This window comes from Streptosporangium sp. OZ121 (genome assembly GCF_051918885.1).
GTDB lineage: Bacteria > Actinomycetota > Actinomycetes > Streptosporangiales > Streptosporangiaceae > Streptosporangium.
Genome location: NZ_JBPXMC010000003.1, coordinates 36615 through 52559, shown reverse-complemented (window position 1 = coordinate 52559; position 15945 = coordinate 36615). Strand labels below are relative to the sequence as shown.

At 66.9% G+C, this 15945-nt stretch carries 18 protein-coding genes; 10 read left to right on the top strand and 8 right to left on the bottom strand.

The genetic code is table 11. From position 1 onward, the window contains the following. Positions 1–211 precede the first annotated feature (211 nt). The 4 genes from ACTOQ1_RS07925 to ACTOQ1_RS07910 all read right to left on the bottom strand — a co-directional run bounded on the left by ACTOQ1_RS07925 (position 212) and on the right by ACTOQ1_RS07910 (position 3612). Positions 212–727: a hypothetical protein gene (locus ACTOQ1_RS07925; protein ID WP_440065532.1), complete on the bottom strand. Its 516-nt coding sequence runs from the start codon at positions 725–727 to the stop codon at positions 212–214. A 281-nt stretch (positions 728–1008) separates the two neighbouring features. Next, the gene (locus ACTOQ1_RS07920) at positions 1009–2499 is read right to left on the bottom strand and encodes a serine/threonine-protein kinase (RefSeq protein WP_440065531.1); all 1491 of its coding nucleotides are present in this window, start codon (positions 2497–2499) and stop codon (positions 1009–1011) included. 661 nt (positions 2500–3160) lie between these two features. After that, positions 3161–3367 (bottom strand): hypothetical protein, encoded by a 207-nt coding sequence (locus ACTOQ1_RS07915; protein WP_440065530.1) that lies wholly within the window; start codon positions 3365–3367, stop codon positions 3161–3163. A gap of 8 nt (positions 3368–3375) precedes the next feature. Further along, on the bottom strand, positions 3376–3612 hold the full coding sequence (locus ACTOQ1_RS07910) for a hypothetical protein (RefSeq protein ID WP_440065527.1): 237 nt from the start codon (positions 3610–3612) through the stop codon (positions 3376–3378). 197 nt (positions 3613–3809) lie between these two features. Between ACTOQ1_RS07910 and ACTOQ1_RS07905 the strand changes: the two genes are divergently transcribed. Both ACTOQ1_RS07905 and ACTOQ1_RS07900 read left to right on the top strand, forming a co-directional pair. Next, on the top strand, positions 3810–5081 hold the full coding sequence (locus tag ACTOQ1_RS07905) for a sensor histidine kinase (RefSeq protein ID WP_440065525.1): 1272 nt from the start codon (positions 3810–3812) through the stop codon (positions 5079–5081). Beyond that, on the top strand, positions 5069–5728 hold the full coding sequence (locus tag ACTOQ1_RS07900; protein WP_440065524.1) for a response regulator: 660 nt from the start codon (positions 5069–5071) through the stop codon (positions 5726–5728). The genes ACTOQ1_RS07905 and ACTOQ1_RS07900 overlap by 13 nt, the downstream gene beginning before the upstream one ends. A 302-nt stretch (positions 5729–6030) precedes the next feature. On the opposite strand, the gene ACTOQ1_RS07895 is transcribed toward ACTOQ1_RS07900, so the two are convergent. Beyond that, positions 6031–7080 carry a DUF6461 domain-containing protein gene (locus tag ACTOQ1_RS07895; protein WP_440065523.1) on the bottom strand — a complete coding sequence of 350 codons (1050 nt, stop codon included), beginning with the start codon at positions 7078–7080 and terminating at the stop codon, positions 6031–6033. A 604-nt stretch (positions 7081–7684) separates the two neighbouring features. Here ACTOQ1_RS07895 and ACTOQ1_RS07890 point away from each other — a divergent pair. The 5 genes from ACTOQ1_RS07890 to ACTOQ1_RS07870 all read left to right on the top strand — a co-directional run bounded on the left by ACTOQ1_RS07890 (position 7685) and on the right by ACTOQ1_RS07870 (position 12927). Then, positions 7685–8338, top strand: coding sequence for a hypothetical protein (locus ACTOQ1_RS07890; protein WP_440065521.1), 654 nt, complete (start codon positions 7685–7687; stop codon positions 8336–8338). A 172-nt stretch (positions 8339–8510) separates the two neighbouring features. Continuing rightward, complete coding sequence (locus ACTOQ1_RS07885; RefSeq protein WP_440065520.1) at positions 8511–8942, top strand: GntR family transcriptional regulator; 432 nt, start codon at positions 8511–8513, stop codon at positions 8940–8942. Beyond that, positions 8939–9853: an ATP-binding cassette domain-containing protein gene (locus tag ACTOQ1_RS07880; RefSeq protein ID WP_440065519.1), complete on the top strand. Its 915-nt coding sequence runs from the start codon at positions 8939–8941 to the stop codon at positions 9851–9853. The genes ACTOQ1_RS07885 and ACTOQ1_RS07880 overlap by 4 nt, the downstream gene beginning before the upstream one ends. Continuing rightward, a complete protein-coding gene (locus ACTOQ1_RS07875) occupies positions 9850–10554 on the top strand; it encodes a hypothetical protein (protein ID WP_440065517.1) in 705 nt (234 codons plus the stop codon). Before ACTOQ1_RS07880 ends, ACTOQ1_RS07875 begins: the two co-directional genes overlap by 4 nt. A gap of 264 nt (positions 10555–10818) precedes the next feature. After that, entirely contained in the window at positions 10819–12927 is a 2109-nt protein-coding gene (locus tag ACTOQ1_RS07870) for a hypothetical protein (RefSeq protein ID WP_440065515.1), read from the top strand. Position 12928: 1 nt separating this feature from the next. Here the strand turns inward: ACTOQ1_RS07870 and ACTOQ1_RS07865 are convergent, their stop codons facing one another. Then, positions 12929–13372 (bottom strand): hypothetical protein, encoded by a 444-nt coding sequence (locus ACTOQ1_RS07865; protein WP_440065513.1) that lies wholly within the window; start codon positions 13370–13372, stop codon positions 12929–12931. Positions 13373–13457: 85 nt separating this feature from the next. Here ACTOQ1_RS07865 and ACTOQ1_RS07860 point away from each other — a divergent pair, with 85 nt between their 5' ends. After that, complete coding sequence (locus tag ACTOQ1_RS07860; protein ID WP_440065512.1) at positions 13458–13748, top strand: hypothetical protein; 291 nt, start codon at positions 13458–13460, stop codon at positions 13746–13748. Between the two features lie 45 nt (positions 13749–13793). Here the strand turns inward: ACTOQ1_RS07860 and ACTOQ1_RS07855 are convergent, their stop codons facing one another. Beyond that, positions 13794–14105: a DUF397 domain-containing protein gene (locus ACTOQ1_RS07855; RefSeq protein WP_440065510.1), complete on the bottom strand. Its 312-nt coding sequence runs from the start codon at positions 14103–14105 to the stop codon at positions 13794–13796. Between the two features lie 21 nt (positions 14106–14126). Further along, positions 14127–14957: a helix-turn-helix domain-containing protein gene (locus tag ACTOQ1_RS07850; protein ID WP_440065509.1), complete on the bottom strand. Its 831-nt coding sequence runs from the start codon at positions 14955–14957 to the stop codon at positions 14127–14129. 240 nt (positions 14958–15197) lie between these two features. Here ACTOQ1_RS07850 and ACTOQ1_RS07845 point away from each other — a divergent pair, with 240 nt between their 5' ends. Both ACTOQ1_RS07845 and ACTOQ1_RS07840 read left to right on the top strand, forming a co-directional pair. After that, positions 15198–15512: a hypothetical protein gene (locus ACTOQ1_RS07845; RefSeq protein ID WP_440065507.1), complete on the top strand. Its 315-nt coding sequence runs from the start codon at positions 15198–15200 to the stop codon at positions 15510–15512. Positions 15513–15568: 56 nt separating this feature from the next. Then, a complete protein-coding gene (locus ACTOQ1_RS07840; RefSeq protein WP_440065505.1) occupies positions 15569–15898 on the top strand; it encodes a type II toxin-antitoxin system Phd/YefM family antitoxin in 330 nt (109 codons plus the stop codon). The last annotated feature ends 47 nt before the right edge of the window (positions 15899–15945 follow it).

Genomic DNA, 15945 nt, shown 5'->3' with positions numbered 1-15945 from the left:
TATTTTGTTATCCATTCGCATGAAAAGTGCCTCTTGAGCTGGCATGGACAGGACTTCAGAAAAGTCCGATCCTTGCAGGCCAGAGGCACTTTTCATGTTAATGACAAAGCTCGGAGGAACTCGCCGCGCAGGCCTGTCCGTCCCGACACTACGAAGTGGTCCCGCCCTCCCCGAGGGGAGGACGGGACCATGAATTCATCCCGGGAGTCGATCAGTCATCGAAGTCGACGTACCACTGCGATGAGCACTCAATGGTTCCCGAGACCCGCAGACATTGGCGCACGGCGTTATATGAACCCTCTACCGACTTCGTTGACATGAACACGGTGCTGCTGGCCGTGTTCTTGCCCTCGCAGTAGTCATAGCCGCCGTTGTTCGCCACCTGCGTGGTGGTGCGCCAGCCATGTCCAGCCGATTTCTCGGCGGCGGTGGGGGTGAACTGGTTGATGGACCTGTCGATAGAGATGATCCCACCAGGAGGGACGTTCGACTGTGCACGCGCCGCGGCGGATGTCCGGCCGGACTGGAGTTTTACGCTGTAACCGCGCAGAGTCTTGGTGTTGACATCGCCGTAGAGCGTCCATTCTGTGGCGGTCACGCATTTCGCGGCGGCGTGCGCCGGAGTGGCCGTCGTGACGAGGCCGACAGTCATGAGGGTCATTGCCGCCATTGACGCGGCAATTTTGGTGTGACGGCGAGACGAAAGCCGTGAATTGAAATTGAACACAGTGGGAGCATTCCATTGATTGGTCTCCGTGTAAACCCTTTGTTAAGGTCGGTGGTGCGAGCCCGCGGTACCGTCACAGGGCGTGGCCGTTACTCGCCGGCGGGTCACGTAATCACGGGTTGTCGTTTGTGGCGGGGGCAACCGGCTGACGTGATTCCAGCCCGTTTACCCGCTGAAGCCCCATCAACCGGGCCGACCTGGTTTGCCCGCCTCCCGCATGTCCGAACTCGCGCTCCCGATCCCCCTTGCGGCCGTCACGGGTCGGGGAGCGGCCCGTACACCTAGCCCAGGCCCCGCAGCGCGGCCACGGCCGACCTGGCCGCATCGAGGCCCGCCTGTCGCAGGGCGTCGTCGGAACCGGTCCGCAGATTGACGTAGTGCAGGTCCGCCACCAGGTTGCCGAGCCTGAAGGTGACCACGATCATGCGGACCCGTCCCTCGGCGTTGGCCGCGTTCCAGGAGAACGCCTCGTCCCCCACGTCCGTGAGCGTGCGGGGAACGGAGCGGGTCATGCGTTGCCTGTCCTCGATCCCGATCTCGTACCAGGTCCACTCCATGTCGCGGGTGCCGTGCATCTGCCGCCGCTCCCGGGCGGCGAAGAGCTCGTGCGCGGACCCTGGGTTCAGCGACCACGGGTCCGGGGTGTCGGAGTCGGTGACGGCGGTCAGCTCCACCCCCGCGCCGCGGATCGTCCACTCGCAGCCGTTCTCGGACGCGCGCCCGCCGGCCGGGGCGCCGAGAAACCTGGTGACCTGTTCCGGTGACAGCGCCTTGCAGAGATCCACGGCCTTTTCGAACACCGGTGACACCGGTCTGGCCGCCGGTAAGGGCTCTCTCGTGACCAGGATGGCGGCCGCGGCGGAGACCACGGCCGCCGCCACGGCCAGCAGGACCGTCGGGGTCCACCGGCGCGGCCGGCGGCCGATCGTCCGGGGCGCGGTGATGCGCGGTGACTCACCGTCCGCGATCTGCCGCAGCAGCCCCAGCGCGATCTCGGCGTCCGGGCGCGCCTCGGGCTCGCGGGCCATCAGCCACCGCAGGAGTGAGGTCAGCGGACCGGCGACCCGCGGCGGGCGGGGGTCCTGGGTGAGCGTCGCCCGGATCACGTCCGCGGGCGAGCCGTCGTAGGGCGGGACACCCTCCAGCGCGATGAAGAGGGTCGCCCCCAGCGACCACAGGTCCGAGGCGGGACCGCCGTTCTCGCCGGCCAGCCGCTCCGGGGCGATGAACCCGGGCGTCCCGATGACCTGGCTCACGCCGGTCGGCGCGGGCCGGTCCGGGGAACGGGCGATGCCGAAGTCGGTGAGGACGACGCGGTCGTCGTCGGTCAGGAACACGTTGCCTGGCTTGACGTCACGATGCTGCACGTCGTGCGCGTGCGCGGCGACCAGCGCCTCCAGCAGGAAGGCTCCGATCGAGGCCACCTGGAGGGGGAGCCGCGGGCCGCGGGCCGCCAGCTCCTCGGCGAGATTACGGCCGTGCAGTCGTTCCATGACGATCCACGGCCTGCCGTCCTCCACCAGCACCTCGTGTACGGCGACGATCGCCGGGTGACGCAGCCGCGCGATGACCTCGGCCTCCCGCATGACCCTGGCCACCAGCTCGGCGCGACTCCGCTCGTCGCCGCCCTCCGGGATCCTCACCTCCTTGACGGCGACCTCACGGTCGAGCATCTCGTCCCTGGCCAGCCACACGGTGCCCATTCCGCCGTGGCCGAGTGGGCGCAGGAGAAGATAGCGAAGAGCCAGCTTCGCCCCCATCAAGTCGGCCATATTCCAACAATAGGCAATTATCCTGCGTCAATCGATCGCGAATGTGACGAGGCGGTACCGAAACCCCTGCCGCGACGCCCTCGTGTCACGTTCAGGAAGTATCACGGTCACGAAGTATCGCGTTCATGAATCGAAGAATGGGCAGCCAGGCGCGTCACGCACCTCGAAGGACGCGTCCGGCTCGAAGGTCTCGCGGGCGTCACGGCGAGAAAGAACTCTTTGTTTTTCGGCTAGTCTGTAATAAATTTCGGGCACCGGACAAAACCTGACGGTCATGCCGATCGGCGCGATCGAGCCGATGCCGCCCCTGATCCTCGGGCACAGGCGGCGTTTGCGGACCTCGGTCCTGACGCCGACCTTGGCGCCGCTCTCGACTCCCGGGTCGTGGCGCGGACCGCGACACCGGGAAAACCCGGATACCATTCGAGGGCATGTCCGGGCAAAAGCGCATACTTCCCCCGCCCGCTTGCAACGACCATTCCTTTTCCCCTTTCCCCTATCTTCAAACGTGACATCGAAAGCGGCTTCTATTCACGAGGAAAAGGATTTTGACCCGTCCGCCGGCGTCGACCCCGTCAGCCTTGTCCTCCCTATAGCCCCCGTCATCCTCGTCATCCCCGCCACTCCCTTCGTCCCTCTCACTCCCGGGAAAAGGTCGTCATCACCGTCCGAGACGGGATGAGGCGGGGGCCGGAGCGGACGCGGCGGGTCGGAGCGGGGCGAGGCGGAGCGGGACAAGACGGAGCGCGGCGAGACGGAGCGGGGCGAGGCGGAGCACGGCGACGGCGACGGGGGCGACGACGGCGATGACGGCGGCGACGACCAGGCCGTAGGTGACCATCACCACCGTCCGGCCGGACCCGACCATGCCGCTCCTCACCGCCGGTGCCGGTAGTGGTGGATGATCAGGGCGGCGACGCACGCGAGAGTGGCCAGCCCGAACCCGACCCCGGCGAGGACGTTGTCACCGACGGACGAGAACACCATGTTGAGAACCGCGCTGACCATCAGCAGGAACCAGAGCACGGGACGCACCATCCCGGCCCGGGCGCCGGTGGGCCGTACCGGACGTGGTGCCTCGGAAGCTTGCAGAACGTGGTGGGAATCGGTCACGGTACGCTCCTCACTCGACGAACTCGGCAGATCGTCTGTCACACCCCGACGCTACGAACGATCGCCGCCGGCGGCGATCCCGCCCACGGGACAGCCGAGGTACAGCAGGCTGTACTCCTTGGCCGACGATCTGACGATGACCCGGACGGTGCCCTATCGTCTGGTCCAGGAGGTTTCGTCTGGTCCAGGAGGTACGGATGCCGGCCCCTGACCCCGCGACCGGCCGGAAGCCGGAACGTCGATGGGACGTGTTCGCCCGCGCCCGCACCACCCTGGACGCGTTCGAACACCTCGTCGGCGGGCTCGGTACCACCGTCCTGGCGCTGGTAGCGCTCCTCCTGGTGGCCGCCACCGCGCTCGCCTGCCTCGTCGGCGTGGGCCTGCTCCTGGTGCCGGCCACGCTGCGCGCGCTGCGTGCCGTCGCCGACCGGGAACGCGCGCGGCTCTCCCGCTGGGGCCCGGAGATCATCGGTCCGGAGCCGGTGCCGCCCGGCCTGCGTGCCGCCCTCACCGATCCGGCCACCCGCCGGGAGCTGGGCTGGGTGGTCGTCCACGCAACCCTCGGGCTTTTCCTCAGCCTGGCCGGTCTCACGGTGTCCTTCGGCGCGGTGACCAACACCACCTTCCCGCTGTGGTGGCGGCTGCTGCCTCCGGAGGAGGCGTCCAGCTCCGCCATGGGGCTCTGGACCGTGCGGGACCTGCCCAGCGCCCTCGGAGTCGGCCTGCTCGGCCTGGGGTGGGCCGTCCTCGCCCTCCTCCTCACCCCGGGTATGGCGCGGCTGCAGGCGTGGCCCGGCCGGCGCCTCCTGCCGGCCGACCCCGGCACCGACCTCGCGCTGCGGGTCGCGCAACTCACCGCGACCCGCGCCGCCGCGCTGGACGCGCACGCCGCCGAGCTTCGGCGGATCGAGCGGTCGCTGCACGACGGGACCCAGAACCGCATCGTCGCCGTCACCATCCTGCTCGGCGCGGCCCGTCGTACGCTGGCACGCGACCCGTCCGACGCCGACGCCATCCTCGAACGCGCGCAGAGCGCCGCCGAGCAGGCGCTCGCCGAGCTTCGCGCGGTCGCCCGCAGCATCCTGCCTCCGGTGCTGACCGACCGGAGCCTCGCCGACGCCCTCACCGGTCTGGCCACGACCTGCCCGGTCCCCTGCCGGATCGACGCCGACATTCCTGTCCGGTGCGCCGCCTCCGTCGAGGCCACGGCCTACTTCGTGGCGGCCGAGGCGCTCACCAACATCGCCAGGCACAGCCATGCCCGGCACGCCACCGTCAAGGTCCGCCGCGACGCCGACCGGCTCCACCTCCAGATCACCGACGACGGCCACGGCGGGGCGGACCAGCGCAGCGGGTCTGGACTCGTCGGCATCCGCCGCCGTACCGAAGCACACGACGGGACATTCATGCTGAACAGCCCTCCCGGTGGACCCACCACCCTCACGGTGAGCCTGCCATGCGGATCGTGATCGCCGAGGACGACCCGCTCCTGCGCGAGGGCCTCGCGCTGCTGCTGCGCGCCGAGGCACTCGACGTCGTGGCCACCGCCGGCGACCCCGACGGCTTCCTGGCCGCCGTCGACGCCCACAGACCGGATGTCGCCATCGTCGACGTCCGGATGCCGCCGACCCACACCGACGAGGGGATCGTCGCGGCCGTCGAGGCGAGGCGGCGCCGTCCGGACCTGGCCGTGCTCGTGCTGTCCGCCTACGTCGAGCAGGCCTTCGCCACCGAACTGCTCGCCCAGGGCAGCGCCCGCCTCGGATACCTCCTCAAGGAGCGGGTCGGGCGCGTCCAGGAGTTCCTGAACGCGTTGCACCGGGTGGCGGCCGGAGGTACGGCCATCGACCCCGATGTCGTCGCGCAACTCCTCACCCGCACCCGGCCCGACACCCGGCTGGACCGCCTCAGCCCTCGCGAGCGCGACGTGCTGGCCCTGATGGCCGAGGGGCTGGGCAACACCGCCATCGCCGAACGGCTGTTCGTCACCGACGGCGCCGTCCACAAGCACATCCGCAGCATCTTCGCCAAGCTCGACCTGCCGCCCACCGACCGGGCGGACCGGCGCGTCACCGCCGTCCTGCACTACCTCGAGGACGCCCACCGCCGAGCCTGACCCGACCCGGTGGTGGCCGAACCGGCCGGGACGGTGATGGGCGATCTCGACCTCGGCGGGTGTGAAGAGATTCGCGAAGCGTGGCTGGACGGCCGCGCCTCGACCGTCGGATCGAGGCGCCCGCGCTCCCAGAGAGCGGCGACCCCGCCGGACCCCGCCGGCGCATGCGGGAGTCGCTTCGCGGAGCCGAGGCATCAGGATCGCTTTGGCGAGCCGGCCCGCGCGAAGAGGGCGGCAGCATGACGTGGTGCGCGGAACGCGCCGGCCCTTCAACCGCGCATTCGCTCGCTGAGCTCTGGCACTCAGGGGTCGAGGAAGGTGACGACATTTCCGAGCGCGTAGTGGCGGTCGAGGTCCCCGTTCTCCTCGCCAAGGTAGGTGCCGCCGGAGTAGGTGACGACCTGCCGGGCCCGCCAGAACGGACCCATGTCCGGGTTCACCGCCGCCGTCAGTGCCCCGACGGCGGCCCCTTTCACCGCCCATCGGCCATAATCGGTGTCATGGCCCGGCGAGGGGGACCGCTCCCGGGCGCTGTCGGGCGAGGCTCGAAACGCCTCCCACTCCCGTCGCGCGAGCTCCATTTGAAAGACGTCCAGCCGTTCGGCCAGCTCGGCGGAGCACTCGCCGGTCGCGATCATGGCCAGCGCCTCCTCGACCAGGGGGCCGTCGACGCCCGCCGTGGTCACGGCCATATCGGCCGCGATGGCGACGATCTCCGGCAGCCGATCGGGCGTGGGATCGGCGATGATGCGGGCGATGCGGGGGTCGACGGCCGCGATGGCCCGCATGCGCCCGTCGGCCCGCAGGGCCGGGCGGACGCCCACGGTCACCGGGCGCAACCAGTGGAGGGCGTGGGACCGGGCCGTCCAGTCGTCGTCGATGACGACTCCCGACAGGTGCTCGGCCACGGCGAACGCGGTGGCCCTCCAGTCGGCGCGCCAGTCGGCCTCGCCGGCCGGCAGGCCGTCGAGCCACTCCCGGCCAGAGGCGCCGTCGATATCCAGGGCGTCGAACGACGCGACGACCTCGCCGTCACGGACGTAGCTGACGAAGGTGGCCATGTTGACGGTCCACGCCACCCGGAACGCCTCACCCTTGGCCACGGCCTGGCCCAGCAACGCCTGGCTCAGCCCGCGGAACGCGAACGGCTCGACGATCACGGCCCACTCCCCGTGCCGGGCCACCAGGGCCACGCCGGTGGCGTCGTCGGGCAGGTCCTCCGGGGCGATGCCGAACAGGCCGTCGAGGGTCTCCGGCTCCGACACGAGGGGGTGCCCGCCGAACGCCCGGATCACCTGGTCGAGATCGCCGGTCCTGATCCAGGTGAAGCAGGCGGTCTCGATCTCGATCATGTGAACGCTCCAGGAAACAGCAGGGGAGGGCGGTGAACGGTCCGCCCTCCCCCCGGTCATCTATCGGGCGGGGGGACGGGGCCGATGATGTTGGCTCCTGTTCCGTCGATCGTACAGGTGCCGTGATCGAGTTCAGGAATTTCCTCTGCGCGCGGCCGGGGTTCTGCCAGGTGAAATTTCGCCGGCGGCAAGCGGTCAGAGGTCATGAGCGGTGAGAAAAACAAAGCCAGGCGGAACAGCAAGGCAAAGCATCCCGTTCGCGCAGGTCAGAGAGTCGCATCGGCCTAGCGTGTGGCATGCCGGCCGGAAATGAGGGATCAGCCGTAAGGGAAATTTCGGTGGCTCGATCTACACTCCTGGCCCGCGAATGATTCGGCAGGCGTCGTCGATGCTTTACGGACGGATGCGCTGTCCGTTACCCGCAGGCTCGTCTTCTTGACAAAACAGCGGTTCAGGCGTGAGGCCCAGGTCATGGCGTTGGAGCACGTCCAGGTAAAAGCACACATTTCTTTTGTCGGCTTGTGCCGGGACTTATTTTCCTCCTCTCCCTATCTTCGACCGCAGTGCCAAAATCGGCATTCCTACGAGATGAGAAGGATTTGACATGCTCGCCGACATCGATCCCGGCAAGGGATCTCACATGGTGCGAGGGAACGGGACGACGCGCAGAGCACTCCACCTCTCCCTGCTGGCCGGCCTCGCGGCCGTCACAGTCGCCGCCACCCCCTCCACCGGCCACGCCGCCGCCGGAGCCGAGGTCCGCGTCAACCAGAACACCATCAGTCACATCGCCGGACCGGGAGAGGCCAACCGCGTCCGCTTCTACAAGAGCGGCACCAAGATCATGGTGCATGACGCGGTGCCCATCAGCGCGGGAGACGGCTGCACGCAGGTGGACGCCACCAGGGTGAGCTGCACCTCCAACGGGGTGGGAGCAATCGTCGCGCTGCTCGGCGACGGAAGCGACTCCATCGTGATCGACATCCCCATGTCGAGCTACGTCGACGGCGGCACCGGCTCCGACGCCTACTACGGGGGCACGGCCCCGACCACGAGCCGGGTCTTCTACGTCGGCGGAGAAGGCACCGACTGGGTCAGCTACCAGCTCACCACGCAGCCCGTGAGCGTGACCCTGGACTACCAGAACAACGACGGCCGCATCGGGCTCGACCAGGACAACATCCAGCCCAACGTGGAGAACGTGATCCTCAACCAGGCCGTCACGACCGAGGGAATCCCGGCCGTACCGGCCGAATGAGAAACACACCGGCGAGCCGGCCAGGGGCGGAGCCGTCCAGTACCGGTTCGCCCATTCTTGTGGTGAGAGCTCTGCAACGAACCTCGCCCACGGGTCGTTCCACCTCGGGTTGGGCATCTGTGATGTCCGTTCAAGCCGCACCCGACGCCTCGTCCGCCCCGCCGTGAAGCCGATGTTGACGCACGACCTCTTCGCTCCTATGGTTCATTACAAGAGTGATGAACCAACTAAGCGGGTGCTCATGTTCGATGACCAGAGCCCGATCTATCGGCAGATCGCCGATCGCATCAAGACCGAGGTGTTGAACGGCACGCTGAGCGGCGGCGAACAGGTCATGTCGACCAACCGGTACGCCGCCTTCTACCGGATCAATCCCGCCACGGCGGCCAAGGCCTTCCAGCAGCTGGTCGACGAGGGCGTTCTCTACAAGAAACGAGGCATCGGCATGTTCGTCAGTCCGGACGCCCGGGAGGCGCTCAGGAGTCAGCGACGGGAAAGCTTCTTCGCCGAGGTGGTCGCCCCGATGGTGGCCGAGGCGAAGGTGATCGGCATCCCTCTCACCGACATCGTCAAGAGGATCCACGAGCTCGAGGAGCGCGCGTGAACATCGTGGCCGACGGCCTGCGAGTGGACTACGGCACCGTCAGAGCGGTCGACGACGTCACATTCTCCCTTGACGGCGGCAAGATATACGGCCTCCTGGGGCGCAACGGATCGGGCAAGACCAGCCTGCTGTCGGTGCTGGCCGCCTTCCGCAGGGAGTCGGGGGGCACGGTGCGGGTCGGGGGCCGCCCCGTGTTCGAGAACGCGGACGTCACCCGCGACATCTGCCTGATCCGCGACACGGGCGAGACCGTCGACATCGGCACCGCCGCGGACGCGCTCGACTTCGCCAGGTCGCTCCGCCCGAACTGGGACGCGGCGTACGCCCGCACGCTGATGGACACGTTCGAGCTGAAGCGGAGCGCGACCGTCAAGACCATGTCAAAGGGGCAGCGGTCGGCGCTGGGAGTGGTGGTGGGGCTGGCCGCGCGGGCGCCGCTGACCATGTTCGACGAGTCCTACATCGGGATGGACGCCCCCTCCCGCTACGCCTTCTACGACGCCCTGCTCGCCGACTACATGGAGCGCCCGCGCACGATCATTCTCTCCACCCACCTGATCGAGGAGGTCAGCTCGCTGTTCGAGGAGGTCCTGATCCTCAACCAGGGCAGGCTGCTCCTGCACGAGCGGAGCGAGACCCTCCTCGCTCGCGGCACCTCGGTCACCGGGCCGGTGGCCGGGGTCGACGCCTTCACCGCCGGGCTCACGGTGCTGAACACCAGGACTCTGGGCCCGACCAAGGTCGCCATGGTCTACGGCGACCTTGACGCCACCTCTCGCGCCAAGGCCTCTCAGGCCGGGCTGGAGCTCGGCCCGATCGCCATGCAGGACCTGTTCGTCCACCTCACCGACCCCGACTCCGCAGCCCCCGCGGCCCCCGTCCCCACCGAGCCCGCCGGAGACGTCCGATGAGATTCCCCAGCCGCCTTCTGGGCGCCCCCCTGGTCTACACCGCCTTGCTGTGGGCGGGGTTCTACGTGCTGATCGTCCTGATCACGGTCGGCGTGACGGTGTTCGGGACACTCGACATCAGCGTGTGGGAGGCCGCCACGCAGCTCCCCCGCTGGCTCGTCCTGTTCGTCGGTGTCTCCCTGATGAGGGAGTTCCTCCCGCTCTACATCGCGCACGGGCAGACCCGCAGGCAGTTCGGCGCGCAGGCCGCGATGACCGTCACGCTGTACGCGCCGGCGTTCTCCGCCCTGATCACCCTGGGCTACCTGCTGGAAGCCCTCCTGTACAACCTGCTCGACCGGCCGCAGACGCTGATGAACACCCACCTGTTCTCCTCGTCGACGCAGGTGCCACTGATCTTCACCGAGTACCTCGTTCAGGGCCTGGCCTGGGTCGTCGCGGGAGCCCTCATGGGGGCGGCGTTCTACCGCTGGCAGGCCGGTGGGCTGCTCTCCCTGCCGTTCGGCGTCGCGCTGGTCGTGCTGGGCGAGTCGGCCATCGGCGGAAACCTGAGGCTGCCGTTCTTCACCTCGGCACTGGGCTTCGACCTCACGCCGAGCATCACGACGGCCCTGGGCGCCGGTCTTGGCTGCCTTCTGCTCGGCCTGGCGATGACCTGGCCGCTGATCCGCGACGTCCCGCTTCGCAACAGGGTCGCTTGAGCACGGGACGCTTCCCGGCGAGGCCCGGTGGCGTGGCACCCGAACCTCTGGATGAAATGAATGAGGCCCCGTCCAGTGGGCGAGGCCTCCAGGCTTCCATCGGGCAAAACGATATCTACAAGCCATCTGTCCCATACTGGACAACCGTATTTCTTAATCGGCATGACATCCCCGGACAGGTCAAGGTCCGAAGCAATCTCCATGCTGAATGAAAATCACTCATTCTGGAACTAGAGTGAAATAACTGAAAATAGGGCGAGAGAGGTGGTTGAGTCGATGTCGCCGGGAGCGGGGCCCACGTCGCCGGACTTCACCGGAATCGACCCCGATCTGATGCGGACCTTCGTCACCGCGCTGGAACGCGGGCGCGATGTGATCGGCGAGCAGTCCGAGCGGATCCGACAGCTGCTCACGGTGGCCGAGGTGTCGGCGGCGGGGCTGGGGCCGATCAGGGAGGTCGACGGCTGGGTCGGCGACGAGCTGCCGAAACTGCGCGAACGCCTGGAGACGATCGACCAGGACCTCCCCATGCTGGGAGGGGCACCTCACATCCCGAAGCAGGGCTCGCGGTGGACCGGCGACCCGCTCCAGGACCCGTTCCGGTGGGGGCTGCTGCCCTACAACGAGAAGACGGGAAAGTCCCCGGCGGGCAACGCCAAGAAGGGCACCGACCTCGCCGCCGAGTTCCGCCGTCTTCCCGAGTCCTCCCTCGGCCTGCCCAACGCCGCCTACAACCGGATCCTCGAAAAGCTCGCCGACGGGCAGAAGGACGCCTACCTCACCGCCGGGTTCTTCCGGTCCATCGGCCCCGAGGGCATGCTCAGCATGGTCAGCCGCCTGGAGAGGTACGACAAGAAGGCGGCCGACAAGCACCGCAAGGTCATGGGCGACGCCCTGGCCACGGCGGTCGGCGCACAACCGGCCCTCCTCGGCTCGGCCTGGCAGTCCGGCACCCTCAAGAAGGCGTCGGACTACGAGCTGACGACCCTGCTCCGGCACGGCATGTTCCCCGCCGCGTGGCTCACCGAGATAGCGCGGAGCAGGGTGGGCAAGCCGGTCGGCGCCGGCGACGGCTCCCGCCCCCGGCGCTGGGAGACCGACCTCGCCCCGCTGCTGCCGACCCTGGCGAACAACCCCGACGTGGCCAGGGGCCTGTTCAACGCCATGTCCCGCGAAGACCTCAGGGACCTGTTCACCGAGCTCAACCGCATGAGGAGCCCCGACGAGCCCTGGAAGCGCGTAGAGGGCATGGACTTCGACGTTAGCACGGAGTTCGGCCGGATGCTCGCCGCCGGAGGCGGGGCCTACGAGAAGGGACCGCACAGCCCCGAGGCCGCGAAGTTCGCCTTCAACGTCATGACCATCATGGGAGACCTCAAGGACACCGACGGCACCACGGACACTCCGGCCACCCCGATGGAGGTCGCACCGAAAGTCCGGCCCTTCATGTCGACGCTGGCCGGGGCCTACGCCGCCGAGATCACCGAGGGTGCGAACATCGGCGACGCCAACATGATCGAGGAGAGCACGCTGAAGCCCTTCACCTCGGCGTTCGGCACGACGGCGGCGTTCACCCTGAGCCCGGAGGACACCTACCGCTTCCTGAAGACCTTCGCCGACTCCACGGCGAACCTCGCCCCGTTCGACCGGGCGATGGGCGGCTTCTCCCAGAAGCTCATCGCCGACGCCTCGGAGAAGGCCAGGCGCACCGGGGACGTCGACCACCTGGACCGGGTCTTCACCGCCCTGGGCAACGTACGCGGCTTCGAGCTGGCCGCCGTCGAGAAGGTCCAGGGCGACCTGGACGCGATCGACGAGCAGCAGAAGGACACGTTCAACTTCTTCCGCGACGCCACCATCGGAATCGCGAGCATGTACATCGGAACCGGCGCGGCCATGGCCTACGGCTGGTACGCGCTGAGCACCGGCCTCTCGGGCTACGGTGCCTTCTTCGAAGATGACGAGACCCGGATGGACCGAGCCGACGAGGCCGACAGGGTGGCGACCCTCGGCCGCCAGCACATGTACGCGCAAATACTCATGGCCAACGGCTTCGACCCGAAGGTGACACCCGCCGAGTTCCAGGCCGAACGCGAGTCCATCACTGACGCCAAGGGCAACCTCAAACCGTTCTCCGAACTGATCAAGCCACCCGACGTGCCCCTCATCGACGCCAAGGGCAACCTGAAGCCGCCCTCCGAGTTGATCGGGAAGGGGAACGAAGGGCTTGAAGCGTTCGAAAGGTGGACGGTCGCCAATGGCATGGGCAGCGATGACAAAATGTCCCTGGGGAGACTGTCCAACGAGATGGCCGACCGGTTTGAAAGCCGCAACAAACGAGGGCGGGAACGAGCCTTGGCCTTCGATAGTTAGCTCATGAGATCGGCAGGCACTCGGTCTCACCTCGAACCCCATACTGACCGTTACCCGGGGACTCCAAAATGATCACCGTCTTGTATTCATCATTGGCGAGCCGGATGGGAGCGTTGCCACGGTCTTCGGCAATCCGATAGAAAGCGACGCGAGAGAGCGCACCCAGCAAAAGATCATTGAGGCTGTCCCCTGCACGCTGTGTTCCCGGATCCTTGCCTATAGCTGCAAAAGTACGCTTGGCCTTATCCTCCCCACAGGGAATATCGCGCCCACCGGAATCGGTGATTCGGACATCCGAAGCATGACGCTCCTTCATCAGCTCGGTGATATGCGATTTAAGAGTCTCCCCCGCTTCGGCCGCTGTGGGGCCGCTGTCACCACATCCGGACACCGTCAGCACCACAGCCGTGCCGATCAGAAAGCCGCGCCATACAAAACGTGTCATGAATTCCTCCGGGGCTGGCCGAGGTGCCGTAGATCCAATAATGTCCAATGGATCGCCCCCTGTACCCGCATCCGAAGAGGGATATATGAATCCTGGCCCGGAAGATCTGGTGCCCAACCCGCGGCGTCAGGTGCTGGAACAGACATTGGTGGAGCTCAGGGCGCGAGTCGCCATCCTTGAGGCCGCGCTCGACCCGGCCCACGGCCAATTCACCGGCCAGCCGGTGTGGGTCGGGCCGAAGGCCCGGACGTTCACCGAAGATCTCACCGCCCGCCGCACCCGACTGCGCCAGGCGGCCAGGGCGCTCGTCGACGCGCTCGAAGAGGAGATCCGGTCAGCCCCGGCGAAGGTTCCACCTTCCGCTGCACGACAGTGACACATCAGGCCAAAATCTAGCGGGAGCCGACGCTACGGACTCACATCATGCCTCGTGACGCGCGTCCAGGTCGCCGAAGCCATCGCTCTTGATCCTGTCGAGGAAGGCGTCCCATTCGGCCGAGGCGAAAGCCAGCATGGGACCCTCGGGGTCCTTGGAGTCGCGGACGAGGACGAGCAGGTCGGCATCCGGGCCGGGCTCGGCCTGCGAGGTATCGGCGAGGGCGACTTCAACGCAATTGGAGCCGTTACCGCTCAGCGAGTTCTTGCGCCAGACACCGACCTCGACGCAGTTTTGTCCGGCTCCGCTGCGGGAGCTCTTCTGCCACACAACACGAGATAGATCTATCTCCGACATTCCACATCCCTTTCGCAAGGGTTAGCCGAACTGAGCCGCCGTCTCTGCGATGAAACCCCGGGAATCGTCTGGGTCCAGCGCCTTGGCCCGAAGGTGGTCAAACGCCACCGTATAACGGTATACATCCGCATCGCGTTCTACATAGAGGCTGTCTGTCAGATTCTCTAGGAACACCACGTCTGGGTCGGCGGGCTCGGGAAACTGGAGGATTTCAAACGCGCCCCCTGTGCCTGGATGAGCTCCAGCCGTGAAAGGCAGGACCTGGATGGTGACGTTGGACTGTTCAGCCAGATCAAGGAGCCGGTTGAGCTGGGAGCGCATCACAACCGGCCCACCAATAACGCGGCGGATGACAGCTTCGTCCAGCACCGTCCAGAGGCGTAGGGGCTCTGCCTGCGAGAGCAGCCCCTGCCGAGCCATACGTATTTCGATGCGGTGCTCAACTTCACTGGGAGGCGCGAGGACCAGCCCAGCGCGGACAACGGCACGAACGTAGTCCTCTGTCTGGAGAAGACCCGGAAGGACAGCAGAGGCAAAGCTACATATCGAGGCGGCTTCGGCCTCAAGGCCAATATAGGCGGTGTACTCGTTAGAAAGATCGTCATAGGCATGCCACCAGCCCTTCTTTCGGGCGTCACGTGCGAGTTTAAGCAGTTCCTCCTGTCTGGAGTTGCCGACCTTGTAGAGGTCGAGGAGAAGACCTACGTCCTTGGGAACGACACCAACACGAGAGGTCTCGATCCGCGAGATCTTCGAAGTGGACCACCCGAGCTGCTGACTGACTTCCTCCAGCGTCAGCTGAGCGCGTTCACACAGGTGGCAAAGCTCTGAGGCCAGGCGACGCCTGCGCACTGCAGGGCTCCCTGTTTGCCGCATAGTCGACCTCCCTTGGGTTGGAGCCCACAGTGGCGGCTCCTCTACACAGAGTTTCGGAGCTTTTCTGATGGCAAGTTTGCATTTCTGCTGGCGCATACAGCCTCATCGTTGCATGCTCTACGTGCGTTTCCGACCACTCTCGGTACACATAGGGATATTCGGCAAATACCGGAGAGCAGCGGGAATCATGAAGGGCGGGCGAGGGGATGAGAATTCGTGATCTTCGAGGGTGAGACCGTGATCCACTGGGACCACCCACCCCGCTGTACCAGCCCCCACGCGCTTCCCGCGCGATCCCACCGCGAGGAGCCGACCTGGCATCCCCCGAGAGGGGATGGACAGGCCCGGGTCGTGCGATGGACCTGCGACTGCGACACGGTCTTCTACGAGCTGCGCCAGGCGGGCGGACTGAGATTCATCCGCCGCACCACCCGCGCACGAAACAATCCGTCGATCGACGAGAGCGACCGCCGGCCCGCCGGGGAAGCCGACGCCATGTGGGTCGCCCTGCTCCACGGACTCGTGCGATAGGCGCGACTTGTACAGGGAGTTGCACAAGTCGCGCTCCGTGATGCCACCCTCACGCCATGACGAAATTCGTGCGCGTCGAGCCCATCTCCTCCGCCCGCGCCCAGCTCAGCGAGACCGTCGCCCGCATCGGCGAGCAGGGCCTCCAGGCCGAGCCCGTCGTCATCGGCCGCCACTACAAGCCCGAGGCCGTCCTCATCAGCTTCGAACTCTACGAGCAACTCGCCGACCTCATCGACGAGATCCAGCCGGCCCCGTTGATTCGGGAACGACTGGCCACCTCGGCCACGAGCCTCGACCTGACCCTGGAAGAGGTCGCCGACTCCCTGGGGATCGACATCGAAGAACCATCACCTTCAGCACCGAACGGGCACAATTCTGCCGCGTAACAGAATGCAGCAACATCGGCGTCGAAGAGTAGTCGTTCAACTACTCT

Coding starts and splice junctions, on each gene's coding strand:
- ACTOQ1_RS07920 (WP_440065531.1), bottom strand. CDS start 2,499: ATGGCCGACTTGATGGGGGCGAAGCTGGCTCTTCGCTATCTTCTCCTG.
- ACTOQ1_RS07915 (WP_440065530.1), bottom strand. CDS start 3,367: ATGGTCGGGTCCGGCCGGACGGTGGTGATGGTCACCTACGGCCTGGTC.
- ACTOQ1_RS07905 (WP_440065525.1), top strand. CDS start 3,810: ATGCCGGCCCCTGACCCCGCGACCGGCCGGAAGCCGGAACGTCGATGG.
- ACTOQ1_RS07900 (WP_440065524.1), top strand. CDS start 5,069: ATGCGGATCGTGATCGCCGAGGACGACCCGCTCCTGCGCGAGGGCCTC.
- ACTOQ1_RS07895 (WP_440065523.1), bottom strand. CDS start 7,080: ATGATCGAGATCGAGACCGCCTGCTTCACCTGGATCAGGACCGGCGAT.
- ACTOQ1_RS07890 (WP_440065521.1), top strand. CDS start 7,685: ATGCTCGCCGACATCGATCCCGGCAAGGGATCTCACATGGTGCGAGGG.
- ACTOQ1_RS07885 (WP_440065520.1), top strand. CDS start 8,511: ATGTTGACGCACGACCTCTTCGCTCCTATGGTTCATTACAAGAGTGAT.
- ACTOQ1_RS07875 (WP_440065517.1), top strand. CDS start 9,850: ATGAGATTCCCCAGCCGCCTTCTGGGCGCCCCCCTGGTCTACACCGCC.
- ACTOQ1_RS07865 (WP_440065513.1), bottom strand. CDS start 13,372: ATGACACGTTTTGTATGGCGCGGCTTTCTGATCGGCACGGCTGTGGTG.
- ACTOQ1_RS07860 (WP_440065512.1), top strand. CDS start 13,458: ATGAATCCTGGCCCGGAAGATCTGGTGCCCAACCCGCGGCGTCAGGTG.
- ACTOQ1_RS07855 (WP_440065510.1), bottom strand. CDS start 14,105: ATGTCGGAGATAGATCTATCTCGTGTTGTGTGGCAGAAGAGCTCCCGC.
- ACTOQ1_RS07840 (WP_440065505.1), top strand. CDS start 15,569: ATGACGAAATTCGTGCGCGTCGAGCCCATCTCCTCCGCCCGCGCCCAG.